18 protein-coding genes are annotated in these 25,589 nt (G+C 52.6%); 14 read left to right on the top strand and 4 right to left on the bottom strand.

Annotated elements, in window-relative coordinates:
* Positions 1-157 precede the first annotated feature (157 nt).
* The 3 genes from BQ7483_RS11390 to BQ7483_RS11380 are packed head-to-tail and all read left to right on the top strand — an operon-like array spanning position 158 to position 3,508.
* On the top strand, positions 158-412 hold the full coding sequence (locus BQ7483_RS11390) for an OadG family protein (RefSeq protein WP_022021423.1): 255 nt from the start codon (positions 158-160) through the stop codon (positions 410-412).
* A 31-nt stretch (positions 413-443) separates the two neighbouring features.
* Entirely contained in the window at positions 444-2,273 is a 1,830-nt protein-coding gene (locus tag BQ7483_RS11385; protein ID WP_072545978.1) for a biotin/lipoyl-containing protein, read from the top strand.
* Positions 2,273-3,508: a sodium ion-translocating decarboxylase subunit beta gene (locus BQ7483_RS11380; RefSeq protein WP_072545977.1), complete on the top strand. Its 1,236-nt coding sequence runs from the start codon at positions 2,273-2,275 to the stop codon at positions 3,506-3,508. Before BQ7483_RS11385 ends, BQ7483_RS11380 begins: the two co-directional genes overlap by 1 nt.
* A 96-nt stretch (positions 3,509-3,604) precedes the next feature.
* Here the strand turns inward: BQ7483_RS11380 and BQ7483_RS11375 are convergent, their stop codons facing one another.
* The 3 genes from BQ7483_RS11375 to BQ7483_RS11365 are packed head-to-tail and all read right to left on the bottom strand — an operon-like array spanning position 3,605 to position 8,369.
* Positions 3,605-5,914: a family 65 glycosyl hydrolase domain-containing protein gene (locus BQ7483_RS11375; protein ID WP_072545976.1), complete on the bottom strand. Its 2,310-nt coding sequence runs from the start codon at positions 5,912-5,914 to the stop codon at positions 3,605-3,607.
* Positions 5,915-5,964: 50 nt separating this feature from the next.
* Positions 5,965-7,329 (bottom strand): SLC45 family MFS transporter, encoded by a 1,365-nt coding sequence (locus BQ7483_RS11370; RefSeq protein WP_072545975.1) that lies wholly within the window; start codon positions 7,327-7,329, stop codon positions 5,965-5,967.
* A 35-nt stretch (positions 7,330-7,364) separates the two neighbouring features.
* Positions 7,365-8,369 (bottom strand): LacI family DNA-binding transcriptional regulator, encoded by a 1,005-nt coding sequence (locus tag BQ7483_RS11365; protein ID WP_072545974.1) that lies wholly within the window; start codon positions 8,367-8,369, stop codon positions 7,365-7,367.
* A gap of 496 nt (positions 8,370-8,865) precedes the next feature.
* Between BQ7483_RS11365 and BQ7483_RS11360 the strand changes: the two genes are divergently transcribed.
* The 7 genes from BQ7483_RS11360 (at position 8,866) to BQ7483_RS11330 (ending at position 22,247) form a co-directional block, all read left to right on the top strand.
* Positions 8,866-10,044, top strand: coding sequence for a glycoside hydrolase family 53 protein (locus tag BQ7483_RS11360; RefSeq protein ID WP_139247638.1), 1,179 nt, complete (start codon positions 8,866-8,868; stop codon positions 10,042-10,044).
* 19 nt (positions 10,045-10,063) lie between these two features.
* Positions 10,064-12,529 (top strand): glycoside hydrolase family 2 TIM barrel-domain containing protein, encoded by a 2,466-nt coding sequence (locus tag BQ7483_RS11355; RefSeq protein WP_235847366.1) that lies wholly within the window; start codon positions 10,064-10,066, stop codon positions 12,527-12,529.
* 440 nt (positions 12,530-12,969) lie between these two features.
* Positions 12,970-16,044 (top strand): SusC/RagA family TonB-linked outer membrane protein, encoded by a 3,075-nt coding sequence (locus tag BQ7483_RS11350; RefSeq protein WP_072545971.1) that lies wholly within the window; start codon positions 12,970-12,972, stop codon positions 16,042-16,044.
* Between the two features lie 20 nt (positions 16,045-16,064).
* Positions 16,065-17,684, top strand: a complete 1,620-nt coding sequence (locus tag BQ7483_RS11345; RefSeq protein ID WP_072545970.1) for a RagB/SusD family nutrient uptake outer membrane protein — start codon at positions 16,065-16,067, stop codon at positions 17,682-17,684.
* 20 nt (positions 17,685-17,704) lie between these two features.
* A complete protein-coding gene (locus BQ7483_RS11340; protein ID WP_072545969.1) occupies positions 17,705-18,901 on the top strand; it encodes a SusE domain-containing protein in 1,197 nt (398 codons plus the stop codon).
* Positions 18,902-18,972: 71 nt separating this feature from the next.
* Positions 18,973-20,001 carry an Outer membrane protein SusF domain-containing protein gene (locus BQ7483_RS11335; RefSeq protein WP_083535720.1) on the top strand — a complete coding sequence of 343 codons (1,029 nt, stop codon included), beginning with the start codon at positions 18,973-18,975 and terminating at the stop codon, positions 19,999-20,001.
* A 161-nt stretch (positions 20,002-20,162) separates the two neighbouring features.
* Positions 20,163-22,247, top strand: coding sequence for an alpha-amylase family glycosyl hydrolase (locus tag BQ7483_RS11330; protein ID WP_072545967.1), 2,085 nt, complete (start codon positions 20,163-20,165; stop codon positions 22,245-22,247).
* A gap of 8 nt (positions 22,248-22,255) precedes the next feature.
* Here the strand turns inward: BQ7483_RS11330 and BQ7483_RS11325 are convergent, their stop codons facing one another.
* Complete coding sequence (locus BQ7483_RS11325) at positions 22,256-23,242, bottom strand: GNAT family N-acetyltransferase (protein ID WP_072546239.1); 987 nt, start codon at positions 23,240-23,242, stop codon at positions 22,256-22,258.
* Positions 23,243-23,345: 103 nt separating this feature from the next.
* Between BQ7483_RS11325 and BQ7483_RS11320 the strand changes: the two genes are divergently transcribed.
* The 4 genes from BQ7483_RS11320 to BQ7483_RS18380 all read left to right on the top strand — a co-directional run.
* The gene (locus tag BQ7483_RS11320) at positions 23,346-23,906 is read left to right on the top strand and encodes a nitroreductase family protein (RefSeq protein WP_072545966.1); all 561 of its coding nucleotides are present in this window, start codon (positions 23,346-23,348) and stop codon (positions 23,904-23,906) included.
* On the top strand, positions 23,884-24,219 hold the full coding sequence (locus BQ7483_RS11315; protein ID WP_072545965.1) for a hypothetical protein: 336 nt from the start codon (positions 23,884-23,886) through the stop codon (positions 24,217-24,219). Before BQ7483_RS11320 ends, BQ7483_RS11315 begins: the two co-directional genes overlap by 23 nt.
* Before the next feature lie 10 nt (positions 24,220-24,229).
* Positions 24,230-25,018 carry a Rossmann-like and DUF2520 domain-containing protein gene (locus tag BQ7483_RS11310; protein ID WP_072545964.1) on the top strand — a complete coding sequence of 263 codons (789 nt, stop codon included), beginning with the start codon at positions 24,230-24,232 and terminating at the stop codon, positions 25,016-25,018.
* A gap of 117 nt (positions 25,019-25,135) precedes the next feature.
* Positions 25,136-25,589 (top strand): KdsC family phosphatase (locus tag BQ7483_RS18380; protein ID WP_072545963.1); only part of this gene is annotated, 454 nt, incomplete at its 3' end.

Genomic DNA, 25,589 nt, shown 5'->3' with positions numbered 1-25,589 from the left:
GAGGGGATGGACAAAGCCGTTTGCGATACCGGTTTTGTTCACCCTTTTCTTATTATTTAGCATCTTTTATCACATTCGTCCGCTATTTTCTAAGCAAAAAGCAGTAATTTCGGGCGATTTTTTACCGATTCTTTGAAAACACTAATAAATTATCAATATGGAAAACTTGAATATTGCACTTCTGCTGATGGTGGTGGGCATGGCGACGGTTTTTGCTATCCTGCTGATTGTCATCTACTTAGGCAAGGCGATGATTGCGCTTGTCAACAAATACGCTCCCGAGGAGACTCCGGCGGCCAAGAAAGAGGGTCCGGCCGCGATACCGGCCAACATCCTGGCGGCCATCAACGCCGCGGTGGCGGTGGTAACCCATGACAAGGGAAGAGTGACGAAAGTGGAAAAAATGAGATAAAAACATTATATTATAACAGAATACAACAACGATGAAAAGAGAAATTAAATTCAGCTTGGTCTTCAGGGACATGTGGCAGAGTGCCGGAAAGTATGTTCCCCGTGTGGACCAGCTGGTGAAAGTGGCTCCCGCCATTGTAGAGATGGGCTGTTTTGCCCGCGTGGAGACCAATGGCGGAGGCTTCGAACAAGTGAACCTGCTGTTTGGCGAAAACCCCAATAAGGCCGTGCGTGCCTGGACGAAACCTTTCCATGAAGCCGGCATACAGACACACATGCTGGACCGTGCGCTGAACGGCCTCCGCATGAGCCCCGTGCCTGCCGACGTGCGCAAGCTCTTCTATAAGGTGAAGAAGGCGCAGGGGACGGACATCACCCGTACCTTCTGCGGCCTGAACGACGTGCGCAACATCATCCCCTCTATCGGCTACGCCCACGAGGCCGGCATGATTTCGCAATGCTCGCTCTGCATCACCCACTCGCCCATACACACGGTGGAATACTACGTCAACATGGCCAAGCAGCTCATCGAGGCCGGTGCCGACGAAATCTGCATCAAGGACATGGCGGGCATCGGACGCCCCGTGACGCTGGGCAAGATTGTGGCCGGCATCAAGCAGATCAAGGACATCCCCATCCAGTACCACAGCCATGCGGGCCCCGGCTTCAACATGGCCAGCATCCTGGCCGTCTGCGAAGCCGGATGCGACTACATCGACGTGGGCATGGAGCCGTTGTCGTGGGGTACGGGTCACGCCGACCTGCTCAGCGTGCAGGCCATGCTGAAGGACGCCGGCTATCAGGTGCCCGAAATCAACATGGAGGCCTACATGAAGGTGCGCGCCCTTATCCAGGAGTTCATGGACGACTTCCTGGGCCTGTACATCTCGCCGCGCAACCGTCTGATGAACTCCCTGCTCATCGGTCCGGGCCTGCCGGGCGGCATGATGGGCTCGCTGATGGCCGACCTGGAGACGAACCTCGAAAGCATCAACAAATACAAGGCCAAACGCAACCTGCCCTTCATGAAGCAGGACGAGCTGCTCATCAAGCTCTTCAACGAAGTGGCCTACGTGTGGCCGCGCGTGGGTTATCCTCCACTGGTAACCCCCTTCAGCCAGTACGTCAAGAACCTGGCCATGATGAACGTCATCGCCATGGAGAAGGGCAAGGAGCGCTGGGGCATGATTGCCGACGACATCTGGGACATGATTCTGGGCAAGGCCGGAAAGCTGCCGGGCGAGCTGGCTCCCGAAATCGTGGAGAAGGCCGAACGCGAGGGACGCAAGTTCTTCACCGGCAACCCGCAGGACAACTATCCCGACTGCCTGGACAAGTACCGCAAGATGATGAAGGAGAAGAAATGGGATACGGGCGAGGACGACGAAGAACTCTTCGAATATGCCATGCACCCCGCCCAGTACGAGGCCTACAAGAGCGGTAAGGCCAAGGAAGACTTCCTGGCCGATGTGGAGAAGCGCCGCGCCGAGCAGAACAACGCTCCGGCCGACGACGCCAAACCCAAGACCCTGACCGTACAGGTGGACGGGCAGTCCTATCGCGTGACGGTGGCCTACGGCGACATCGACCTGCCCGCATCGGCTACCGAGAAGGTGGCTCCCTCGGGCGAAGGCGAGCCGGTGGTGGCTCCGCTGGAAGGCAAGTTCTTCCTGACCAAGAACACGCAGGAGACACCGCTCAAGGTGGGCGACCGCGTGAAGAAGGGTGACCTGCTGTGCTACATCGAGGCCATGAAGACCTACAACGCCATCCGTAGCGACGTGGAGGGCACCGTGACCGCCATCTGCCAGAATCCGGGTGACTCAGTATCAGAAGACGACGTATTAATGAAGATAGGATAATGGAAGATATATTTGGAAAACTCTATGACATGACGGCGTTCAGCAACATCATTGCCGACCCGTCGTTCCTCGTGATGTATGCCATTGCCTTCATCCTGCTCTACCTGGGCATCAAGAAGCACTACGAACCGTTGCTGCTGGTGCCCATCGCCTTCGGTGTGCTCATCGCCAACTTCCCCGGCGGCGAGATGGGTGTCATCCAGGCCGACGAGAACGGTATGGTGATGGTGAACGGGGTGATGAAGAACATCTGGGAGATGCCTCTCCACGAGATTGCCCACGAGCTGGGACTGATGAACTTCATCTACTACATGCTGATCAAGACCGGTTTCCTGCCGCCCGTCATCTTCATGGGTGTGGGTGCGCTGACCGACTTCGGCCCCATGCTCCGCAACCTGCGCCTGTCCATCTTCGGCGCGGCCGCCCAGCTGGGTATCTTTATGGTGCTGCTCTGCGCCGTGCTGATGGGCTTCACACCTAAGGAAGCCGCCGCCTTGGGTATCATCGGCGGTGCCGACGGCCCGACGGCCATATTCACCACCATCAAGCTGGCTCCCCACCTGCTGGGCCCCATCGCCATCGCGGCCTATTCGTACATGGCCCTGGTGCCGGTCATCATTCCGCTCGTGGTGAAGCTGCTCTGCACCAAGAAGGAGCTGATGATCAACATGAAGGAGCAGGAGAAGCTCTACCCGTCGAAGACTGAAATCAAGAACCTGCGCGTGCTGAAGATTATCTTCCCGATTGCCGTGACGACCATCGTGGCTCTGTTTGTGCCTACGGCCGTGCCTCTGATCGGTATGCTGATGTTCGGTAACCTCATCAAGGAAATCGGTTCGGACACGAGCCGCTTGTTCGACGCCGCCGCCAACAGCATCATGAACGCCGCCACCATCTTCCTGGGCCTCAGTGTGGGCGCCACGATGACGAGCGAGGCTTTCCTGAACTGGACGACCATCGGCATCGTAGCCGGAGGTTTCCTGGCCTTTGCCCTGTCCATCTCGGGCGGTATCCTCTTCGTGAAGGTTGTCAATCTGTTCTCGAAGAAGAAGATCAATCCGCTGATCGGTGCGACGGGCTTGAGCGCCGTGCCTATGGCAAGCCGCGTGTGCAACGAGATTGCCACGAAGTACGACCCGAAGAACCACGTGCTGAACTACTGTATGTCCAGCAACATCTCGGGTGTCATCGGTTCGGCCGTGGCTGCCGGTGTGCTCATCTCGTTCCTGGGATAAGATAAAGACATCCGATAAAGAAGGGTGTATCAATGAAGAGAGCGAACTCTCATTATTGATACACCCTTTTTTGTGCTGTCTTGTAGCAGAGCCCGCTTACTTGCAGGGCACGCAGAGGGGCTGACTGGGGGTGAGGGTATACGGAGTGTCGTACACCTGAATGGCCAGCGGTTCGCCCGCAAGGAGGGTAATCCGCACCTCGCCGGTCACTTCTACGCCCAGCTTCCTTCCCTGAAAGTTTACCTTGAAGGCATATTTCGTCCAATGCGAAGACCGCACGGGCGAGAAGTTCAGTATCTTGTGGTACACCTGCAGGTTGGCGAATCCGCGGACGAGGGCCAGCCACGAACCCGGCATGCTGGTGATGTGCAGGCCCTGGTCGGTCTCGTTGTTGTAGTCGTCCAGGTCGAGGCGGGTGGCGTGCAGGAAGAGGCGGTAGGCCTTCTCCGTCTCGCCGATGCGTGCGGCCAGGATAGCGTGTACGTGGGGCGAGAGCGACGACTCGTGTACGGTCATGGGTTCGTAGAAGTGGAAGTTGCGGCGGATGGTCTCCGTGTCGAACTTGTAGTAATACAGGTAGAGGCCCAGCAGGACATCGCTCTGCTTGATGTAGCAGGAGCGCAGGATGCGGTCCCACGACCAGTGCTGGTTGATGGGGCGTTCGTCGGCGGGGATGGCGTCGGTGGTTTGCAGGGTCTTGTCCATGAAGCCGTCGTTCTGCACGAAGATGCCCTGCTCCTTGTCTTCGGGCAGGTACATCCGGCGGGCAATGTCGCGCCAGAGGGGCGTTTCGCCTTCGTAGTCTAGGCCGGTGAGGCGGCAGATGCGGGCGTAGTCGTCGGGATGCTTCTCGGCGGCCAGGTCGAGGTAATATAGGGTGATTTTGAGGCAGCTGGTGCAGGAGAGGTTGGTGTACCAGTTGTTGTCCACGTTGCTCTGATATTCGTCGGGGCCGGTGACGCCCAGAATGACGTATTGCTGTTTGGGGCGTGAGAAAGTGACCCGCTGGCTCCAGAAGCGGCAGACGGCTATCATCACCTCCAGCCCGTACTTCAGGATGTAGTCGTCGGAGCCGGTGACGGTGGCATATTGCAGGATGGCATAGATGATGATGTTGTTGCGGTGTATCTCTTCGAAGGTGATTTCCCATTCGCTATGGCATTCTTCGCCGTTGTTGGTCACCTGCGGAAAGAGGGCCGCCCCGTTCTTGAATCCCAGCTTTTCGGCATTTTCGATGGCCTTGGGCAGCTGGTTGTAGCGGTACATCAGCAGGTTCTTCGCAATGCTTCGCGGGGTGGAAAACAGGAAGAAGGGCACACAGCACAGCTCGGTATTCCAATAGGTGTTGCCGCCATACTTCTCGCCCGTGAAGCCTTTGGGCGCGATGTTCAGGCGGGGGTCGTCGCCACGATACGTCTGGTAGAGCTGGAAAATGTTGTAGCGGATGCCCTGCTGGGCTTCGGGGTCGCCCTCGATGGTGACGTCGGCTTCTTCCCAGATGGCGTGCCAGGCCTGCCGGTGGTCTTCCGTCAGGGCTTCCCAGCCGTCGGCTTTGGCCTGTCGGGCCAGGCGGATGGAGGTCTCTATCAGGTGGGGCCTCTCGTAGTAGAGGGAAGAGGCCACGACGACATACTTCACCAGCGTCACCGTGTCGCCCGGCTTGACGTCGGCCCCCAAGCTGAAGCCGGTCACCTTGCCCTTCTCGATGCGGATGGGGTTGTGAGCGGCTTCCTTATTGTTTTTATAGAAGTGGTAGGACAGGGTATAGCACACCTGTGCGTCTTCCCGTCGGGTCTGTGTCCACAGGTAGGCGCAATCCAGGTTAATGCCCGAATCGAGTACATTCCATATCTTTTCTTCCGTATACTCGGCGTGGTCGTTCAGGTTGGCCTCGAGCAGGGGGAGCAGCGACAGGCGGCCGGTATAGTTGAGCGAGGTGACGCTATAGCGGATGAGGCAGAGGTCGGGGTGGGCCATGTTGACCAGATGCTCGACATGCACCTGCAGGCTGTTGCCGCGCGGAGAAGTGGCCTTGACATCGCGGTAGGAGATGCCGTCGTACATGTCGAGCCGGCGGTTGAAGCTGTTCACGTCCCATAGCGCCAGATCCAGCTCCTCGTCGATGAGACGCAGGTGGATGCTGCTCCAGTTGGCGGCATTGGGGATGCGGGTGTAGAAGCGGGGGAAGCCGTTCTTCCACCACGCTACACGGGTCTTGTCGAGGAAGGGGATGCCTGCTACGAACGAACCCGGGTAGCTGTCGCTGCTATAGGGCTCCTCGAAGTTGCCCCGCTGGCCGAAACGTCCGTTGCCCAGGCTGAATATGCTTTCGGACATGCGGAGGTCGTCGGCATGAAACTCGTCTTCAATGATATTCCACTCGTCGGTCTTCAGATATCTTCTCATGGCGATAGTCTTTGTATAAGGGTTACGCCGTAAAGATAGACATTTTTTTCTTATTCCGATCGTCCTTCCTTGATAATATACACGCAGACGGCTCCTATCAGCAGCATGACGCCGGCGGTGACAAGCATGTTGATTTCGGGCGGCAGGCAGCCTTCGGGGGTGAACAGGGCGAGGATGCTTCCGCCCAGGGCGGCCGCTACAATCTGCGGGATGCAGATGGTGCCGTTGAACAGGCCCAGGTAGGTACCCATGTGGCTACCGCTCAGCGAGTTGGTGAGGATGGTGAACGGCAGGGCCAGCATGGCTGCCCAGGCGCAACCGATGAGCACGAACGAGAAGAACAGGGTGTAGGGGTCGTGGATGAAGTAGGTGGAGATGAACCCGATGCCGCCCAGCACGAGGCTGAGCGAATAGACCAGCCGGCGGTTCTTGAACAGGGGGATGCAGATGGCCCAGAGGACGGAACCGATGGCCTGCACGGCAAAGAGAACGCCCACCCAGTTGGCCGCCTCCTGATAGGGCTGGCTGGTGGTGTCGAGCACCACTTTCGTAACCCCGTTGACTACCGTCTCTACCGTAGGCGCGCCGAACACGTTGGCGGCGATGCTGCCGTTGGTGTAGGTCCACATGAACATGAAGGCAAACCAGCAGAAGAACTGTACCAGTCCCACCGTCCAGAAGGTCTTGGGCGCCTTGACGAGCAGCTTCAGCATGTTGGTCTTCTCCTTCTCCTGCTCCTCGCTGATGCCGTGATATTCGGCATACTCCTTGGGAGGCATCTCCTTGACCTTGACGCTGGTGTAGATGACGCACGCGATGAGGATGGCCGCACCGATGTAGAAGGAGTAGATGACGGAGTCGGGGATGACGCCCTGCGGAGCGGTGTTCTTGATGCCTATCCAGGCGAAGAAGAAGGGGAACAGATAACCCATGAGACTTCCGGCATTGCACAGGAAGCTCTGGATGGAGTAGGCCAGGCCTTTCTGTTTCTCGTTCACCATGTCGCCCACCATCATCTTGAACGGCTGCATGGCCATGTTGATGGACGTGTCGAGGAACATCAGGGCGAAGAGGCCGAATATCATGGCGGTGCCCACACTCATGCCGAAGCTGCCCGCGTTGGGCAGGAGGCACATAACCAGCACGGCGATGAGCGAGCCGATGAACAGGTAGGGGATGCGGCGTCCGAAGCGTGTCCAGGTGCGGTCGCTGGCCGCCCCCACAATGGGTTGGACGATGATGCCCGCCAGCGGAGGCAGAATCCAGAAGTAGCTCAGGGTATGCGGGTCGGCGCCCAGCGTGGCAAAGATGCGGCTGATGTTGGCGCTCTGAAGGGCGTAGGCTATCTGTACGCCGAAAAAGCCGAAGCTGATGTTCCACAGCTTCCAGAAACTCAAGTCAGGTTTTACTTTCATGGTCGTTCTTTATGTTATTTCATTTCTTACGTTTCTCATTTGGTTGTGCCCCGCACCACCAGGTTGGTACGCACGATTTTGTTCGGGCTTTTCTCCTCGCCCTCCAGCTTCTCGCAGAGGATGTTGAAGGCGCTCTTTCCCACCTCCTCGCCATGCTGCTCGACGGTGGTCAGCTTGGGGTCGGTGTTCTGGGCGATGACGCCGTTGGTGAATCCGCAGATGGAAACCTCGTCGGGTACCTTGACGCCCACCAGCTTGCACGCATAGAGGATGCCGGCCGCCGTCTCGTCGTTGATGGCGAAGAAGCCGTCGGGGCGGTTGGCGCTCTCCAGCAGGTCGGGCGTGAGGGCGATGGCTTGTTCGCGCGTGTCACAAAGGAGCATCATGCCCTTGTCTACGGGCATGTGGTACTTCTTCATGGCGTCCAGATAGCCGTTGCGGCGGTTCTTGGTGATTTCGAGGTGGGGCGACGAGCCGTAGAAGCAGATGCGCTTGCACCCCGTCTGTATCATGTATTCCACCGCGGCAAACGAGCCGGCATAGTCGTCCACCACCACCCGCTCGGTCTTGATGCCGGTGCAGATGCGGTCGTAGAAGACGATGGGTATGTTGTTGTCCAGCAATTCCTGGTAGTGTTCGTAGTGTGATGTCCCTTTGGCCAGCGAAGCGATGACGCCGCACACGCGTGCGGCCAGAAACGAATGGACAATCTTCACCTCTTGTTCGTAGGACTCGTTGCTTTGGGCCACGAGGATGTTGTAGCCGGCTTCGGAGGCTGCCTGCTCGATGCCGCTCAGTACGCACGAGAAGAAGTGGTGCACCATCTGGGGGACGATGACGCCGATGGTATTGGTTCGTCCGGCCCGCAGGTTCACTGCCTGTACGTTGGGCTTGTAGTTGTGCTCGCGGGCATAGGCGTGTATCAGGTCGCGTGTTTCCTGGCTGATGTCCGGGTTGTCCTTCAGTGCCCGCGACACGGTCGAGGGAGATACGTTCAGTGCACGTGCGATGTCTTTGATGGTGATTTGAGGTTTGTTCATACGTATCGGTTTTTTCCAGCCAAAGGTAGGCAATATTTGCCATCCGCCCAAGGGTCGGAGCTGCTTGCCGTTGCTTTTTTGTTGCAAAAATAGGCGATTTGGGCGGATTGGCGTTCTGTCTTGAAAATTATCGGGTTATCTGCTTTTGCAAACGATTGCATATAGGGGCTTCTGTTGCGTTCCTTCGGCAGGGCGGAGGAGGCGGAAGTACAGGAAGTCCGGCTTTTTCCCCCTGCATCTCACGCCGTGGGAAAACCTTTCTCTTTAAAGGAGAAAGCCTTTCCCTTTTAAAGGGAAGACCTTTCCCCCGGTGAGGGAAAGCTTTTCCCCGGTTTTGAGAAAGGGGTAGAAAGTCTATGTGCTGATAATCAGCATGGTTTATAGGGGGTACCAGGAGTTTTTTTTCATAAAATAGGGGCTATGTTTTCATCATCAGGATATATTGTTTATCTTTGAGTAAAATTATCCTTTTATGTTTTATTCAGTACATGTGATTATGAGACATTTTACTTTTTCCAGCCTCTTGCTGGCCCTCGTCCTCTTCTTCGGGGCCTGCAGCTCTTCTGCCAAGGAAGGCGAGGAGGGAGGCGAAACGCCCTCGGGCACGACAGACTTCGCCCTCGGGGCCGACATCAGCTGGGTGACCCAGATGGAGAGCCAGGGACATAAGTTCTACAATGCGGCCGGGCAGGAGCGCGAGTGCACCGCCCTGATGAAGGAATGCGGCCTCAATGCCATCCGCCTGCGCGTGTGGGTCGATCCTTCGAAGTACGGCGGATGGTGCGACGTGGAAGATATGGTAGTGAAGGCCGTGCGGGCCAAGGACTTGGGCATGGACGTGATGGTGGACTTCCACTATAGCGACTTTTGGGCCGACCCCAGCAAGCAGGTGAAGCCCGCGGCCTGGAAGGACATGGACCTCGGCCAGCTGAAGGAAGCCATCAGGAACCATACCATCGAAGCCTTGCAGGCCCTGAAGGCCAAAGGCGTGACACCCAAGTGGGTGCAGGTGGGCAACGAGATACGCCCGGGCATGTTGTGGGACGAAGACGCCTCGCTCAGCGGTGCCTCGTGGAGCGGCGAAAGCACCATCGACTATGACGGTAACCGCAAGGTGAGCTTCAAGGAAAACTGGGCCAATCTGGCCGCCTTCATCAATGCGGGCTATGATGCCGTGAAGAGCGTCTTCCCTCAGGCTGTCGCCATCGTCCATCTGGACAACGGCTTCGACAAGAGCCTCTACACCTGGTTCTTCGACGAGCTGAAGAAGAACGGCGGCAAGTGGGACATGATCGGCATGTCGCTCTATCCCTACTGGTGCATCAACTGGGACAACAAGGATGCCGACGGCAATCAATATACCGACCCCAATAAGGTGATTACCGACTGCATCGCCAACATCAAGGCCGTCAGTGCCCGCTACGGTTGCGACGTGATGGTGGTGGAGACGGGCATGGAGTGTGCCGACGACAAGGGCAATCTGGCCAGCGACGCCGTCCTCCAGCAGGGCAGGGAGCAGCTGGCGCGCATCATCAAGGAATGCCGCGAGAATACCGGTGGCAAGTGCAAGGGCGTGTTCTACTGGGAGCCCGAGTGCAAGCCAGGCCAATACCGCCTGGGAGCCTTCACCGCAGACGGAAAACCTACCGTAATTATGAACGCCTTTAAAGACTGACAAGCCTATGAACCGAAGAATGTTGGCAACCTTGTGTTGCCTGTTGTTGGCCTGGATGGTGGCCGCCCAGCAACGCACGGAGACGTTGTTGGAGAAGAACTGGAGATTTACGAAGGGTGACGTGGCCGAAGCCATGAAGCCGGAGTTTGACGACACGAAGTGGGAGACGGTCACCGTACCCCACGACTGGGCCATCTACGGTCCCTTCGACCGTAGCAACGACTTGCAGAATGTGGCCGTGACGCAGAACCTCGAGACGGCTGCTTCGGTGAAAACAGGCCGCACGGGCGGCTTACCTTATGTGGGAGTGGGGTGGTATCGCACCACGTTCGACACTCCTGCGGGCAAGCAGGTGTCGCTCGTCTTCGACGGCGCCATGAGCGAGGCCCGTGTTTACGTCAACGGGCAGGAAGCCTGCTTCTGGCCTTGCGGCTACAATTCCTTCCATTGCGACGTTACACCTTATATATATAAAGATGGTCAGCCGAACGTATTGGCCGTACGGTTGGAGAACCGCCCCCAGTCTTCCCGCTGGTATCCGGGTGCGGGCTTGTACAGAAACGTGCGTGTCGTGGCCACGGAGGCGGTGCATGTGCCCGTATGGGGTACCCAGCTCACCACGCCTCACGTAGCCGCCGACTATGCCTCCGTCTGCCTGAAGACCACCGTCGAGGGTGCCGGCCGGCAGGATGTGCGCATCGTTACCGAAATCCTTTCGCCCGAGGGACAGGTGGTGGCCGTGAAGGACAATACAATGAAAATCAACCACGGCAAGCCCTTCGAGCAGAACTTCCTCGTGGACAAGCCTCAGTTGTGGAGCCCCGAGACACCTTATTTATATAAGGCTTCTTCGAAGATATACGTGGACGGACGTCAGGTGGACGAATACGTCACCCGCTTCGGTATCCGAAGCATCGAACTTGTGGCCGACAAGGGCTTCTTCCTCAACGGCAAGCATCGCAAGTTTCAGGGAGTATGTAATCATCACGACCTCGGCCCGCTGGGTGCCGCCATCAATGTGGCCGCCCTTCGCCGCCAGCTGACGTTGCTCAAGGATATGGGCTGCGACGCTATCCGCACCGCCCACAACATGCCTGCGCCTGAGCTGGTACAGCTCTGCGATGAGATGGGCTTCATGATGATGCTCGAGCCTTTCGACGAATGGGATATCGCCAAGTGTGAGAACGGTTACCACCGCTTCTTCAACGAGTGGGCAGAGAAGGACATGGTGAACATGCTCCGCCAGTATCGCAACAACCCCAGCGTGGTGATGTGGAGCATTGGCAACGAAGTGCCTACCCAGTGCAGCCCCGAAGGCTACAAGGTGGCCTCGTTCCTGCAGGACATCTGCCATCGCGAAGACCCCACACGCCCCGTCACCTGCGGCATGGATCAGGTATCCTGCGTCTTGGGCAATGGCTTTGCCGCCATGCTCGATGTGCCTGGCTTCAACTACCGCACGCATCGCTATGTGGAGGCTTACGGCCAGTTGCCCCAGAACCTGGTACTGGGTTCCGAGACGGCTTCTACCGTCAGCTCGCGTGGCGTCTATAAGTTTCCCGCCGAGCTGAAGAAGCAGGCCATGTACGACGACCATCAGTGCTCCGGCTACGACCTGGAGGCCTGCTCGTGGTCGAATGTGCCCGATGAGGACTTTGCTTTGGCCGATGACTACGACTGGACGCTCGGCCAGTTCGTGTGGACAGGCTTCGACTACCTGGGCGAACCCTCGCCCTACGACACCGACGCATGGCCCAGCCATAGCTCCGTGTTCGGCATCATCGACCTGGCCAGTCTGCCCAAAGACCGTTACTATCTTTATCGCAGCCTTTGGAACAAGCGCGATAACACCCTTCATGTATTGCCCCACTGGACCTGGCCCGGCAGGGAAGGGGAGAACACGCCCGTCTTTGTCTACACCAGCTACCCCGAAGCTGAACTCTTCGTCAACGGGAAGAGCTACGGAAAGCAGCGTAAACTGGATGCGAAAACAGCGCTTTCGTTGAAGGAAAAGGATGCTTTGTGGTTGCAACGCCGCTACCGCCTGATGTGGATGGATGTGCCCTACGAAGCCGGTGAACTGAAAGTTGTGGCTTACGACAAGGACGGCCGCCCCGCCGAAGAGAAGATTGTGCGCACGGCCGGCAAGTCCCATCACCTGGAAGTGGTGGCCGACCGCATGCAGCTCACGGCCGACGGCAAGGACCTGGCTTACATCACTGTTCGCGTGGTGGACAAGGAGGGTAACCTCTGCCCGGCCGACAACCGTCTGGTAACTTTCTCCGTCAAGGGAGCGGGTACCTATCGTGCGGCCGCCAATGGTGATGCCACCTGCCTGGACCTTTTCCACCTGCCGCGCATGCACGCCTTCAGTGGCCAGCTGACGGCCATCGTGCAGACGGGTACCGAATCCGGCCAGCTGGTGTTTGAGGCAAAGGCCAAAGGTTTGAAGTCTGCCAAGCTCACGTTGAACGTGACGCGCTGACGAAGTGCTTTCTGACCCTCTGACGAAGCACTTCCTTACCTCCTGACGAAGCACTGCATGACACCCTGACAAAGCACTTCGTCACACCTTCAGAAAGCACTTCGTCAGAGTGCCATGCAGTGCTTCGTCGGAAAGCCCCGGCGGAGAAGCCCTCAGTCAGATCGGTTTTCCGGATTTTTATAGGATTTTGAAGTTAAGTCGGGTATGCCTACGTTGTGTAGGGATACCCGATTTTTTTTTCATGGTATGTCGGCTATGCACATCATGATGCAATCGTTTGCATGGTTTCATCGACATCTTTTCTTCTTTCGTTGAACCAAGATAAACGCTAAACTTATACTTTTGTTGCGGTGCGCCATGCGCACTGAGTATGTCGGCGTCTGACGACGTCCAATGATTTAGAAGAGATAATTTTATTGTTAACTTTAATTTTTAAGTGCATGAAGCAAGTTAATCTTAGAATCTACCAAATGATTCTTACCCTTTTTTTAGGGATGTTCTTGTGTGTAGGCGCTTATGCACAGACGGTCACCGTGAAAGGTTTTGTGAAGGACGCCACGGGGCTTGAAGTGATAGGCGCGAATGTAGTGGAAAAAGGTAATACGTCGAACGGTACGATTACCGACCTGAACGGTAACTTTACACTGACGGTTCCTCAGGGAGCCACTTTGCAAGTCTCCTTCATAGGTTACAAGACGGCCGAGGTGGCTGCTGCAGCTTCGGTAGTCGTTACGTTAGAGGATGATGCCGAACTTCTGAGTGAAGTAGTGGTCATCGGTTACGGTTCTGTAAAAAAGAACGACTTGACCGGTTCTGTAACAGCTATCAAACCCGATGAAATGAACAGAGGTTTGGTAACTAATGCTCAGGACATGATGCAGGGTAAGATTGCCGGTGTAAATGTACAGACCAATGGTGGTCAGCCGGGTGGTGGAGCTACCATCCGCATTCGTGGTGGTTCCTCCTTGAACGCCTCGAACGATCCGTTGATTGTAATCGATGGTTTGGCTATGGACAGTTATGGTGTTCAGGGTTTGTCCAATCCGCTTTCTATGGTAAATCCGAATGATATCGAAAGCTTTACCGTCCTGAAGGATGCTTCGGCAACCGCTATTTATGGTTCTCGAGCATCAAACGGTGTTATTCTGATTACGACAAAGAAGGGCTCCAAAGGTTCAAAACCCAAAGTTGCCTACAATGGAAATGTATCGTTTAGTAAAGTAAAGAATACGGTAGATGTTCTGGACGGACCTGCTTATATGGACTATGTCCAGAACTTGTTCGGCTATTCGGACGAAGACTTCTTGAACAGTGCCGAATATCAGTCTTTGGGATATTATGATGCAAACGGCAACCACTTGTTCGCCAATACCGATTGGCAGGACGAAATCTATCGTACGGCTATCAGCACGGACCATAACATCACGGTCTCTGGAGGCTTGAAAAACATGCCCTACCGCGTGTCTTTCGGCTATACCAATCAGAACGGTATCTTGAAAACCTCCAATTTTGAGCGTTATACGGCAAGCTTTAACATCGCTCCCTCATTCTTTGACAATCACTTGAATGTCAACCTGAATGCCAAGGGAATGTATTCGAATACCGATTATGCAGATGAAGGCGCTATCGGTGCTGCCGCTTCGATGGACCCGACAAAGCCCGTGTATGACAATACGGAAGTCGGTCAGAAGAATTATGGAGGATACTGGCAGTGGCCGTATGCTTCAGATTATGATCCTGTCTGGCAATATGGCGTGAACAACCTGGCGGTCGGTAATCCTGTGGCCATCTTGAATCTGCATACCAATACGGGTAAGTCCAAGGTATTGATGGGTAATGCGGAGTTGGACTACAAGGTACATGGATTGGAAGATTTGCGTCTGCATGTCAATGGTGGTATGAACCTGTCTTCGGGAGAAACCAATCAAAGCTATTCTCCCTATTTCTATAATACGGGCAACTATTATTATGGCAACTATGGTTGGAATACGATGGATACTTATAATCTTTCATTGAACGCCTATGCGCAATATACGAAAGATTTTACGGAAGACCACCATTTCGATATCATGGCTGGTTACGAATGGCAGCACTTCCATAAAGAAACTGATTATTTCTATTGTGGATACTATCAAGACTCTCACGAAGAATTCCCGGGTCAACAGTATAATCCATCGGAGAATACATTGTATAAGACTGAAAACTATCTGGTTTCTTTCTTTGGACGTTTGAACTATTCTTATAAAGACAAGTATCTGTTGACGGCAACTTTGCGTGGTGACGGTTCTTCACGTTTCTCCCCGGATAATCGTTGGGGTATATTCCCGTCAGTTGCTTTGGCCTGGCGTTTGAAGGAAGAAGCATTCTTGAAAGATGTGGATGTACTGTCTGACATGAAACTTCGTTTGGGCTATGGTATTACCGGACAGCAGGAAGGTATTGGCGATTATACATATTTCGCATCTTATACTCCTAACTCTCAAGGCGCCTATTATCCGATTGTCGGCAATGGAATAACCTATCGTCCCGATGCATATAATTCGGATCTGACCTGGGAAAAAACAACAACCTATAATGCCGGTATTGACTTGGGCTTCTGGAATAACCGTTTGACGGCCAATATCGATTATTATTATCGTAAAACAACGGACTTGATCAATACCGTGTTTATTGCCGCAGGTTCAAATTTCTCCAATAAGCTGACAAGCAACATCGGTTCCTTGCATAATCAAGGTGTGGAACTGGCATTGACATGGCGTGCAATCCAGATGAAGGACTGGAGTTGGGAACTTGGGTATAATGTAACCTGGAACTCCAATGAAATCGATGAACTGGTAGCCAGTCAGGGCGATGACTATGTTGTACAATACGGTGGCAGTGCCGTAGGTGCAGGAAGCTCGGATGGTATTAAGGGTTGGACAGTAGGCCAGCCGTCTACTGCTTATTACACTTATCAGCAGGTTTACGATGAGAATGGCCAGCCCATTGAAGGCGAATTTGTAGACCGCGACGGTAATGGTGTAATCAACGGTGACGACCGTTATTTCTATAAGAAAGCAGATCCCGATGTACTAATGGGACTCACATCTAAGTTGATTTATAAGAATTGGGATTTAAGTTTTTCTTTGCGCGCAAGTTTGGGCAACTACAATTACAATGCGGTTGAGTGCAGCAATTCTAATCTTTCTTCTTCCAGTACTTATTCTGGGTCTACGTGGCATAATGTATTGGATATGACAAGGCCTAAGAATTGGCAACAAGTTTCTTCAACTGATGCCCTGTCTGACTACTTTATTCAAAATGCTTCGTATTTGAAGTGTGACAACATTACTTTGGGTTATTCTTTTGACAAGATAGGAAAGCTTGCTTTAGGTGGACGAATCTATTTTACAGCTCAGAATGTATTTACTGTTACGAAGTATAAAGGATTGGATCCCGAAGTCAACGGTGGATATGACAGCAACATTTATCCCCGTCCTTTTATGGGTATTTTGGGAGTTAGTCTTAATTTCTAATCATTTAAAATTTGTGGAATATGAAATTTAATAAAATAAAAGCATTTATTTTTGCGGCAAGCCTGGCACTGTTGATGGGGAATACATCTTGTGTCGGTGATTTGGATGTCACTCCAATCAATCCGCAACAAACAATGGAGGCAGACAATGATGCTTTATTCAATAAAGTATATGCCAGTTTTGCTTTGACAGGTCAGACAGGTCCTGCCGGTAGCGGTGACGTGACAGACATTGATGAAGGTCAGTCCGATTTCTATCGTATGTCTTGGTATCTGAATGAATTTACAACGGACGAAGCTCATTGGGTTTGGGCAACAGATGCCGGTGTACCCGATTTGCTTCATAATTCTTATGGTGCTAGTAACGTATTTTCAGTAGGCTTTTACTATCGTTTATATTTTACGATTACATTATGTAACTTTTATTTGGAGCAAGTTCCAGAAGATGGTACTCCTGAGACAGCCATGAGGCGGGCTGAAGTGCGATTTATCCGTGCCTTACAATATTATTATGTGATGGATATGTATGCCAATGCTGCATTTGTGACAACTGTCACTTCGGATTTGGCTGAACGCTATACCCGTTCGCAGTTTTTTGAGTTCGTTGAATCTGAATTATTGGATTGTGTAAATGCTATGGCTGATGCCGGGCAGAACACTTATGGTCGGGTAGATAAAGTTGCAGTATGGAATCTGTTGTCCAGACTTTATTTGAATGCGGAAGTATACACAGGTACCGCCCGCTGGGAGGATGCCATGAATTATGCAGACAAGGTAATCAATAATGGTTATTATCATCTGTGTACAGTGGGGGCAACCAATCCTTCGACAGGTGAAGTTTACTCTCCATATCAGATGTTGTTCCTTGCCGATAATAATGAGACAGAAGCTCGTTATGAGATGATTTTCCCAGTTTTGTTTGATGGTGTAACCACTAAAAGCTATGGTGGAATGAACTTCCTGATACTTGCTGCCTATAGTTCGGACATGAGTGTCAATGTTCCTTCCGGAACGAATAACAGTTGGAACCGGTGTACAAGAGTACGTCAGCAGTTGCTGGATAAGTTCTTCCCAACCAGTGCAGCACCGGCTGCCAACTCTGTAGCTGCAATGACTGCTGCTGCTAACGATGACCGTGCTTTGTTCTACGGTGAAGGATTTACCCCGTCTATTGATGACGAAAGCGAACAGGCTGCCGGTTATGGTTGTGTTAAGTTTAGAAATGTACGTTCGGATGGTCAGCCCAATCAAGTCATTGATTATGTGAATACCGATTTGCCATTGTTCCGTATTGCAGAAGCCTATCTTACTTATGCCGAGGCCTCTACTCGCTTGAACGGTGCCAATACAGATGCTTCAGAAAAGATTAATGATTTGCGCAGACGTGCAAATGCGGCTACTCAGAATGTTTATACATTGGACAATATTTTGGACGAATGGTCAAAAGAATTCTGGTTTGAGGGACGTCGTCGTATGGATCTTATTCGTTTCGGCCGTTTCGGTGGACAGGCTTCCTATAAATGGGAATGGATGGGTGGTACTTATGATGGTGCCCAGTTTGGCAGCTATATGAATATTTTTGCTATTCCTGAAAATGATTTGACCAATAATAGCAACCTGACCCAAAATCCTGGTTATTAATTTATTAAAATGAATAAAGTATGAAAAAGTTTAATATATTGGCTGGATTGTTTCTGGGGATAGGCTTGAGTCTGTTCACAGCCTGTGAAGACGATAATGATTCCAATCCCATTGTCCAGCAGCCTGATACATTTGAATTGAATACACCTGCATTGAGTGGTAATGTATATGATCTGGAGAAATCCTCGTATATACAATTGACTTATAAACAACCTGATTATGGTTATACTGCAGCTGTCACTTATTATGCACAGGTATCAATGACCGATAAATGGAATGACGCGACGGAAGAGTCGGAGGCTACTTATGTAGAGCTGAATGGTAATTCGTCTACTTGTGAATTTGGTGTGGAAACTTCGCAGATTGATCGGGCGATTATGCAGCTGGGTGGATATGATGAAGAAACTGTCCCCAAAGAAGCAGTGAAGATTTACATTCGTTTAAGAGCCACATTGACTTCTGGTTACCAGTGTTATTCGAACTCCATTGCGTTGTCTGTGTTCCCCTATTATATGCCTGTTGTGAATGCTGAGCCAGAGATTTGGTATCTGGTTGGCGATTGCATCGGTGACGGTACGTGGGGAAATGATGGTCCCGGAAATATTGGCGTATCATTGATACCGATGTCTATCGTGGACGGATATGAATATAATGCAACTACCGGTCAGGGAGAAATTATCTTTACCGGTTACTTCCTGGCAGGCAAAGGCTTTAAATTGATCAAGACCCCGGGCAGCTGGGATAATCAATGGGGTAATTCTTCTGCTGCAGGTATTGACAGTCCTGTGAAGAATGATGGTGGTTCTTCGAACTTGCAGGTGGCAACAAGTGGCTATTATTCAATCAAGTTGAATACAGCTACAGATGTATTGACAATTGAGGCGGTGGAGGCTCCAGACGTTTATCATATCATGATGCAAGGTGATTTTAACGGATGGACTGATGTTGCAATGTCTCCGGTAAATACCGTGGAAGGCATGAACAATCATGTTTGGAAGTATGAATTGGATGCAACTTCTGGAGATACAACCGCTAAATTCAAAGTAGGTCCTGGCGAAGGTGGTAGTGCTGACGGTTGGGGTGTTAACTGGGGAGGAACAAGTTTCCCGTATGGTATCGGATCCAATGGTGGTGCCAATATCTCCATTCCAGCCGGCCGGTATAATGTTATTTTCAATGATATTAATGGCTTCTATTACTTTTATTCCTTAGATTGATGTGAGATGGTGGGATGTGCCGAAGTTGATGGCACATCCCTCCACTCGGAAAATATAATTTTTTTAGTATTATGAAAAAGAAAGCTTTATATTGTTTGTTCCTCTTGGTCCTTACTTTTGTGGGATGTAAGGGTGATTATACAGATTGGGCTGCGCCACAAGGTTTTGAACAGGAAGAAGGCAGAAACGTTTCTTTGTCTGCCGTGGCTGTTGATCCTATAAATATGGCGGATGTCACTGCTGATTCTATTGTATTGTTTACACCGTCTGTAACCATGGGAGAATCTGATGTGGTTTCTTCCTATGAATTACTGTTGGAGGGGACTTATAATTTGCCTGTAAGTTTGGAAGGTAAGGCAAACGTTTCAGAATTGACGGATGCGGTGGTTTCATTGTTTGGTCAGGCTCCTGTCGAACGTACCATCTCGAGTTCGTTGAGTGCCTTTATTTCTGCGGGAGAATCTGTTATGAAAGCTACAACGTCTATAGAGTTAAAGGTGACATTATCCGTTGATTTCACAGAATTCATTTATTTGCCTGGTAATCATCAAGGATGGAATACTTCTAATGCTCCGGCATTGCGTTCTCTCAATTTCGATGGATTGTATACGGGCTTTAGTTATCTGGATGGTGACTTTAAGTTCAATAAGAGCCGCGATGCAAGTTGGGCAGATGGTGAATATAACTATAATGATTTCTCTACTTATAGTCCCGAAATAACTCTTGGCGAAGGAACCAACTTTAATGTAGCTACTCCTGCATTTTATTATATTGTTGCCGATGTAGCAACGGGAGCACTTAAGGTAACTGCTACCACTTGGGGAATCATTGGTGATGCAACTGTTGGTGGATGGAATACTGATACACCATTGGTGTATAATGCAACAGATGCTACTTGGAGTGTGACTACCAACTTGGGTGCTGGAAAGTTTAAATTCCGAGCTAACGGTGATTGGAATATCAATTTAGGTGGTGATGTCAGCAATCTGGCTCAAGATGGATCTGATATTGCAGTAGAAGAAGCAGGAAACTACACGATTACTGTATATATGACTCGAAGTGCTTCTGATAATATTTATTGTACTCTGACCAAGAATTGACAAATTATGTCTGGATTTTGATGTAATTTGGTAGAATCCACTGGGGAAAGGATATTCTGCAAGAATCTTTGTCTTTCTTGAGGATATGTCTTTGTCCAGTGGATTTTCTGTTTTACTTTGGATTTTTTTATTTACCTAATAACCCAATGGAGTAGATTGTCATGCATTATTTGTTGAGATTTAGCGATAGATTTTTTATTCTCTCTTTAATAAGTTTACTGGTATTAGGATTTGTATCTTGTTCGGACAGCAATAATCCCATTCCTGAACCAACTCCCGAACCCGACCCTGAACCGACACCGACCGAATGGTCTTCTGTCATCGCAACTCCCGACACCTGGGACAACCAGAAGCGGGCTGATATCTCATATCAGCTCTTGGTATATTCTTTTGCGGATAGTGACGGAGACGGATTTGGCGACTTCAATGGGGTCACTGCCAAGCTGGACTATCTGCAGCAGATGGGAGTAGGGGCTATTTGGCTTTCGCCCATTCACCCGGCCATGTCGTATCATGGATATGACGTGACGGACTATACAGCGGTCAATCCTCAATATGGAACGATGGCCGACTTTGAACGCCTGGTGGCGGAAGCGCATCAGCGGAACATCAAGGTCTATCTGGACTATGTGATGAACCATACCGGTAAGGACCATCCGTGGTTTGTCAGTGCCAAGGCATCGCCCGAGAGTGAATATCGGGACTATTATGTCTTCTCACAGGATCCGGCAGCTGATATTGCGGCTGGTAGGATTCCCATGATTGCTACGGAAGGGGCAGGCGGATACAATGCGGGCGAATGGTTTTCAACGACTTCGGCTGATGACGAAATGACGGGGTGTTACAAGTTTGTGCTCGACTGGTCGGATGCGGCTCGTCCCACGGTGACGGTAACCCAGGCAGAGACGCCGGATGACGATAATCCCGATACAAGTACCGCCGGTGCCAAGTATCTGTATTATGGTAATGAGGTCTGCAAGAAATTCTATGACCGTGGAAACGGAATCTACGACCTGACGGTAGACTTTGCTTCGTCCTGGGGGTTCCTGATACGTACCAGCAATACGACTTGGGACGGCGGTACGAAATACGGTGCGTCGTCCAAGTCTGCCAAAGTGAAGCTGGGCGAACCGTTTGCGTTGGACAACAAGACAGCTGCCGATATCCTGTTTGAATCAATGAACCTTTGGTACTATCATTCGCACTTCTGTACAGATTGGTTTGCTGATTTGAATTATGGTAAGGTGGATGCCGTGTCTGCCAATCCGACGTATCTTGCCATGACCGATGCTGCCAAAGGTTGGGTGGACAAAGGCGTGGACGGATTGCGTCTGGATGCCGTGAAACACATCTACCACAATGCTACGTCCGATGAAAATCCCCGTTTCCTGAATACGTTCTATAACGATATGAATGCGTATTACAAGCTAACGGGAAAGACGGATAATTTCTATATGGTGGGTGAGGTGCTTTCGGAACACAACGAGGTAGCGCCTTATTATGCCGGTCTTCCTGCCTTGTTCGATTTCTCGTTCTGGTACCGGCTGGAGTGGGCCATCAACAATGCTACCGGCTGCTACTTCGCCAAGGATATTATGGGCTACCAGCAGGAATATGCATCCTATCGCAGTGACTATATCGAAGCGACGAAGCTGTCCAACCACGATGAAGACCGTACGGCGTCCAAGTTGGGCAAGTCGGCCGACAAGTGCAGGCTGGCGGCTGCGGTATTGCTGACGGCGGCCGGTTCGCCTTATATATATTATGGTGAAGAGTTGGGGTTGTATGGCACCAAGGAAAAGGGCGACGAATATGTGCGCGGCCCGATGTTGTGGGGCGACAGCTATACCACTGCCTATACCGGCAAGGTGGATGCTGGCGTGGCTTCGTCGGTGAAGTCCGTAGCCGAGCAGCAGGAGGACGAAAGCTCGTTGCTGAACACCTACCTCACCTTTACACGCCTGCGCAACACCTATCCGGCTTTGGCCGAAGGAATCATGAGCCGACATGCTGTCTACAATGAAACGAACAAGTCCTACCAGTCGTTGGCAGCGTGGTACATGACGAAGGGCGAAGAAAAGATGCTTGTATTCCATAACTTTGGAGGAGTGGAAGTGGAGTTTCCGCTGACCGACGAAGTGGAAAAAGCCGTGGCCGTGTCGGGCCATGCGGAGCAGGCTGTCGAAGAGGGGAAGACGCTGGTGAAGTTGGGCGCCTATTCTTCGGTGGTATTCAAAGTGAAGTAGATTGACGGTTATTCGTAAATCCAGGTCAGCACCCGGTTGAGCCACTTCCAGCGGAAGCGGAACCAACGCCGGGTGCTGATTTGTTTTCCGCCGAAGCGGAGTACAAATTCGCGGTAGCTATGGGGGCGGAACGGAAGTCCCACGTCCAGAAACTCCAAGTGGCGGTAGCCCCTGCGGCGGGCGTCGTCCAGGGCTTTCCATACGGCCAGTATGCCCGGGTATTGCAGAGCATAGGTCTTGCGCATGCCGCCCGAGAACCATAGATAGGCATTGTTGCCCGAGTAGATACAGGCGCTGCCGCCGATGATTCTGCCTTTGTAGGTGACGATGAAGATGCGGCTTTGCCGTTGTGGAGCTGTGGCCTGCAGGGCCAGCTGTTCGAAGAACTCCCGGCTGGGGAAGTGGCGGCGTATCTTCCAGGAATAGATGTGGTGGAGCATGTGGGCAAATGCCTTGACCTCGTCGCCGGTTTGGGCTTCCCGCACTTCGGCACCGTTTTTCAGTCCTTTCCTGACTTGCCGGATGCGTGAGGGGCTGAAGCGTGCCTCGGTGCGGTCAGTGTCGTGCAAGGAGTTGCGGACGCGGAGCCAGTTGATGGGAAAGTATCCGCAAGAGCGGAACGAACGGTAACCGAAGCGGGCGTCGGGCAGATTGCGGAACTCGATGAGGAAACAGTCGCGGAGTGCCTCTTCCGTGAGCCGCTGGAGCATGTCACTGAAGACGGCTTCGGGGTCGATGCCGTCCGTCAGGTATTCTCCGTTTCCGAAGATTTCACATCGGTGGATGATGCTGGGAGGAAACAGGCGGACACTGCGCCTGACGACGGCCAAGAGGCGGGCTACAGGCTGTCCGTCGAGACTGGCCACGATGAGCAGAGGCCTGTATCCCGGCGTCGCTTCGTAGATGCGGAACAGGGTCGTCGAGTGGAAGGTGTCGTTTCCCGGCAGGGGAGGGATGTCACTTCCCGCATGATATGTCGTCAGTTTCAAAGGCATCATCGGCAAATTTAGAAAATATTCTCGTATCTTTGCAACGTTTATCAAGTTTAATCGGGGGAGAAGGTCCTATCTTCTTCTCATCTAACAATAAGAATCAGACATGGAAAGTTTCAGTGATTTGATAAAGAACCGCCGCAGCATGCGCAAGTTTACGGACGAGGAACTGACGCAGGAAGAAGTGGTGGCGCTGATGAAGGCGGCCCTGATGGCACCTACGTCGAAGCGTAGCAACTCCTGGCAGTTCGTGGTGGTAGACGACAAGGAGGTGCTTCGGAAGTTGTCTTGCTGCAAGGAGCAGGCTTCGCAGTTCATTGCCGATGCGGCGCTAGCAGTGGTGGTCATGGCCGATCCCATGGCGAGCGATGTATGGATTGAGGATGCCTCCATCGCTTCCATCTACCTTCAGTTGCAGGCCGAAGACCTGGGGCTGGGAAGTTGCTGGGTGCAGGTGCGCGAGCGGTTTGCCTCGCCCGGCGTTTCGTCGGACGAATATGTGCACGAGGTGCTGGACATCCCCCTGCAGCTTCAGGTGCTCAGCATCATTGCCATCGGCCATAAGGGCATGGAGCGCAAGCCTTTCAACGAAGAGCACCTGCAATGGGAGAAAATTCATCTGAACAGATACGGAGGAAACGGCGGTGAGTGCGGCGAAGGCGAATAACAACAAGGATACGTACAAGGCCACCGGTATCACGCTGATGGTCTTCGGCATACTTTACCTGCTGGACAAGCTGGTACACTTTGCGGCGCTGGGGCTGCCGTGGGTCATGCAGAAGGACAACTTCCTGCTTTATACGGCCGTCATCTTCCTGTTCGTAAAGCACGACAAGTCGGTAGGGCTGGTGCTGGCCGGTCTCTGGCTGGTACTGAATTTTGGCTTGATCACGGCTCTGCTGGGTACCATGTCGGCCTATCTGTTGCCGCTGGCCTTGCTGGTCATAGGCATCATTCTCTATTTTATTGCAACCCGATAACACAAAGACAATGAAAAGAAGCATAGAAGATACACCCGTCGTTTTCATCGGAGCGGGTAACCTGGCCACCAACCTGGCTGTTGCGCTCTATCGGAAGGGATTTAGGGTGGTACAGATATACAGCCGCACGGAGGAGTCGGCCCGTACGCTGGCCCAGGCCGTGGAGGCCGACTACACGACCAGTCTGTCAGGCGTGTCGACCGATGCACAACTCTACGTGGTGTCGGTCAAGGACGATGCACTGACGGAGCTTTTGCCTCAGCTGACGGCAGGCAGGGAGAAGGCCCTTTGGGTGCATACGGCCGGAAGCATCCCGATGGACATCTGGCAGGGGCATGCAGAGCGCTACGGCGTGTTCTATCCCTTGCAGACCTTCAGCAAGCGGCGGCTGGTGGATTTCCGCGAGATACCCATTTTCGTGGAAGGCCGTACGGAGGAAGACGTGCGTTTCCTCAAGCAGATAGCCTCGGCGTTGTCGCACAAGGTGTTGGAAGCTACTTCCGAACAACGGCGCAACCTGCATCTGGCGGCTGTCTTTACCTGCAATTTCACCAACCACATGTATGCTCTGGCCGAACGGCTGTTGCAGAAGCACGACCTGCCCTTCGACGTCCTGCTGCCCCTTATCGACGAGACGGCGCGCAAGGTACACGAACTGTCGCCTCGCTTGGCACAGACGGGTCCGGCCGTCCGCTACGACATGGGCGTCATGGACAAGCACCTCGACATTCTGGCCGACGAGCCCGAAATGCAGCAGCTCTACCGCCTGCTCAGTGACGATATCCATCGGTTGGCATAGTTTCATTTAAAGAAACCATTGGTTTCATTCAATGAAACTATCGGTTTCAAGCAATGAAACCAATGGTTTCAACCGATGAAACTTTTTGTGAAACCCTATTAAACGAATCAAACCATCGTGAGTACCATCAATTATGATTTAAAGAAGATACGGGCTTTGCTGTTCGATGTGGACGGCGTGCTCAGTGCAAACGTCATTCCCATGAGCCCTGAAGGCGAGCCCATGCGTACCGTCAACATCAAGGACGGCTATTCGCTCCATCTGGCAGCCAAGATGGGCGTGCTGCTCGGCATCATTACCGGCGGACGGACCGAGGCGGTGCGCCGCCGTTTCCTGTCGCTGGGGCTGAAGGAGGAGAACATCTACCTGGGTTCTTCCGTCAAGATACACGATTACTGCGACTTCCGCGACCGCTACGGCCTGTGCGACGAGGAAATCCTTTACGTGGGCGACGACATCCCCGACCTCGAGGTGATGCGCACCTGCGGCCTGCCCTGCTGTCCACATGACGCCGTGCCTGAGGTGAAGGCCGTGGCCCGCTACATCTCGTATGCCGTCTTCTGCTTGAAAA

Source organism: Mediterranea massiliensis (genome assembly GCF_900128475.1).
Classification (GTDB): Bacteria; Bacteroidota; Bacteroidia; order Bacteroidales; family Bacteroidaceae; genus Bacteroides; species Bacteroides massiliensis_E.
The sequence above is the reverse complement of the archived record's forward strand: the minus strand, read 5'-3'. Positions and strand labels throughout refer to the sequence as shown.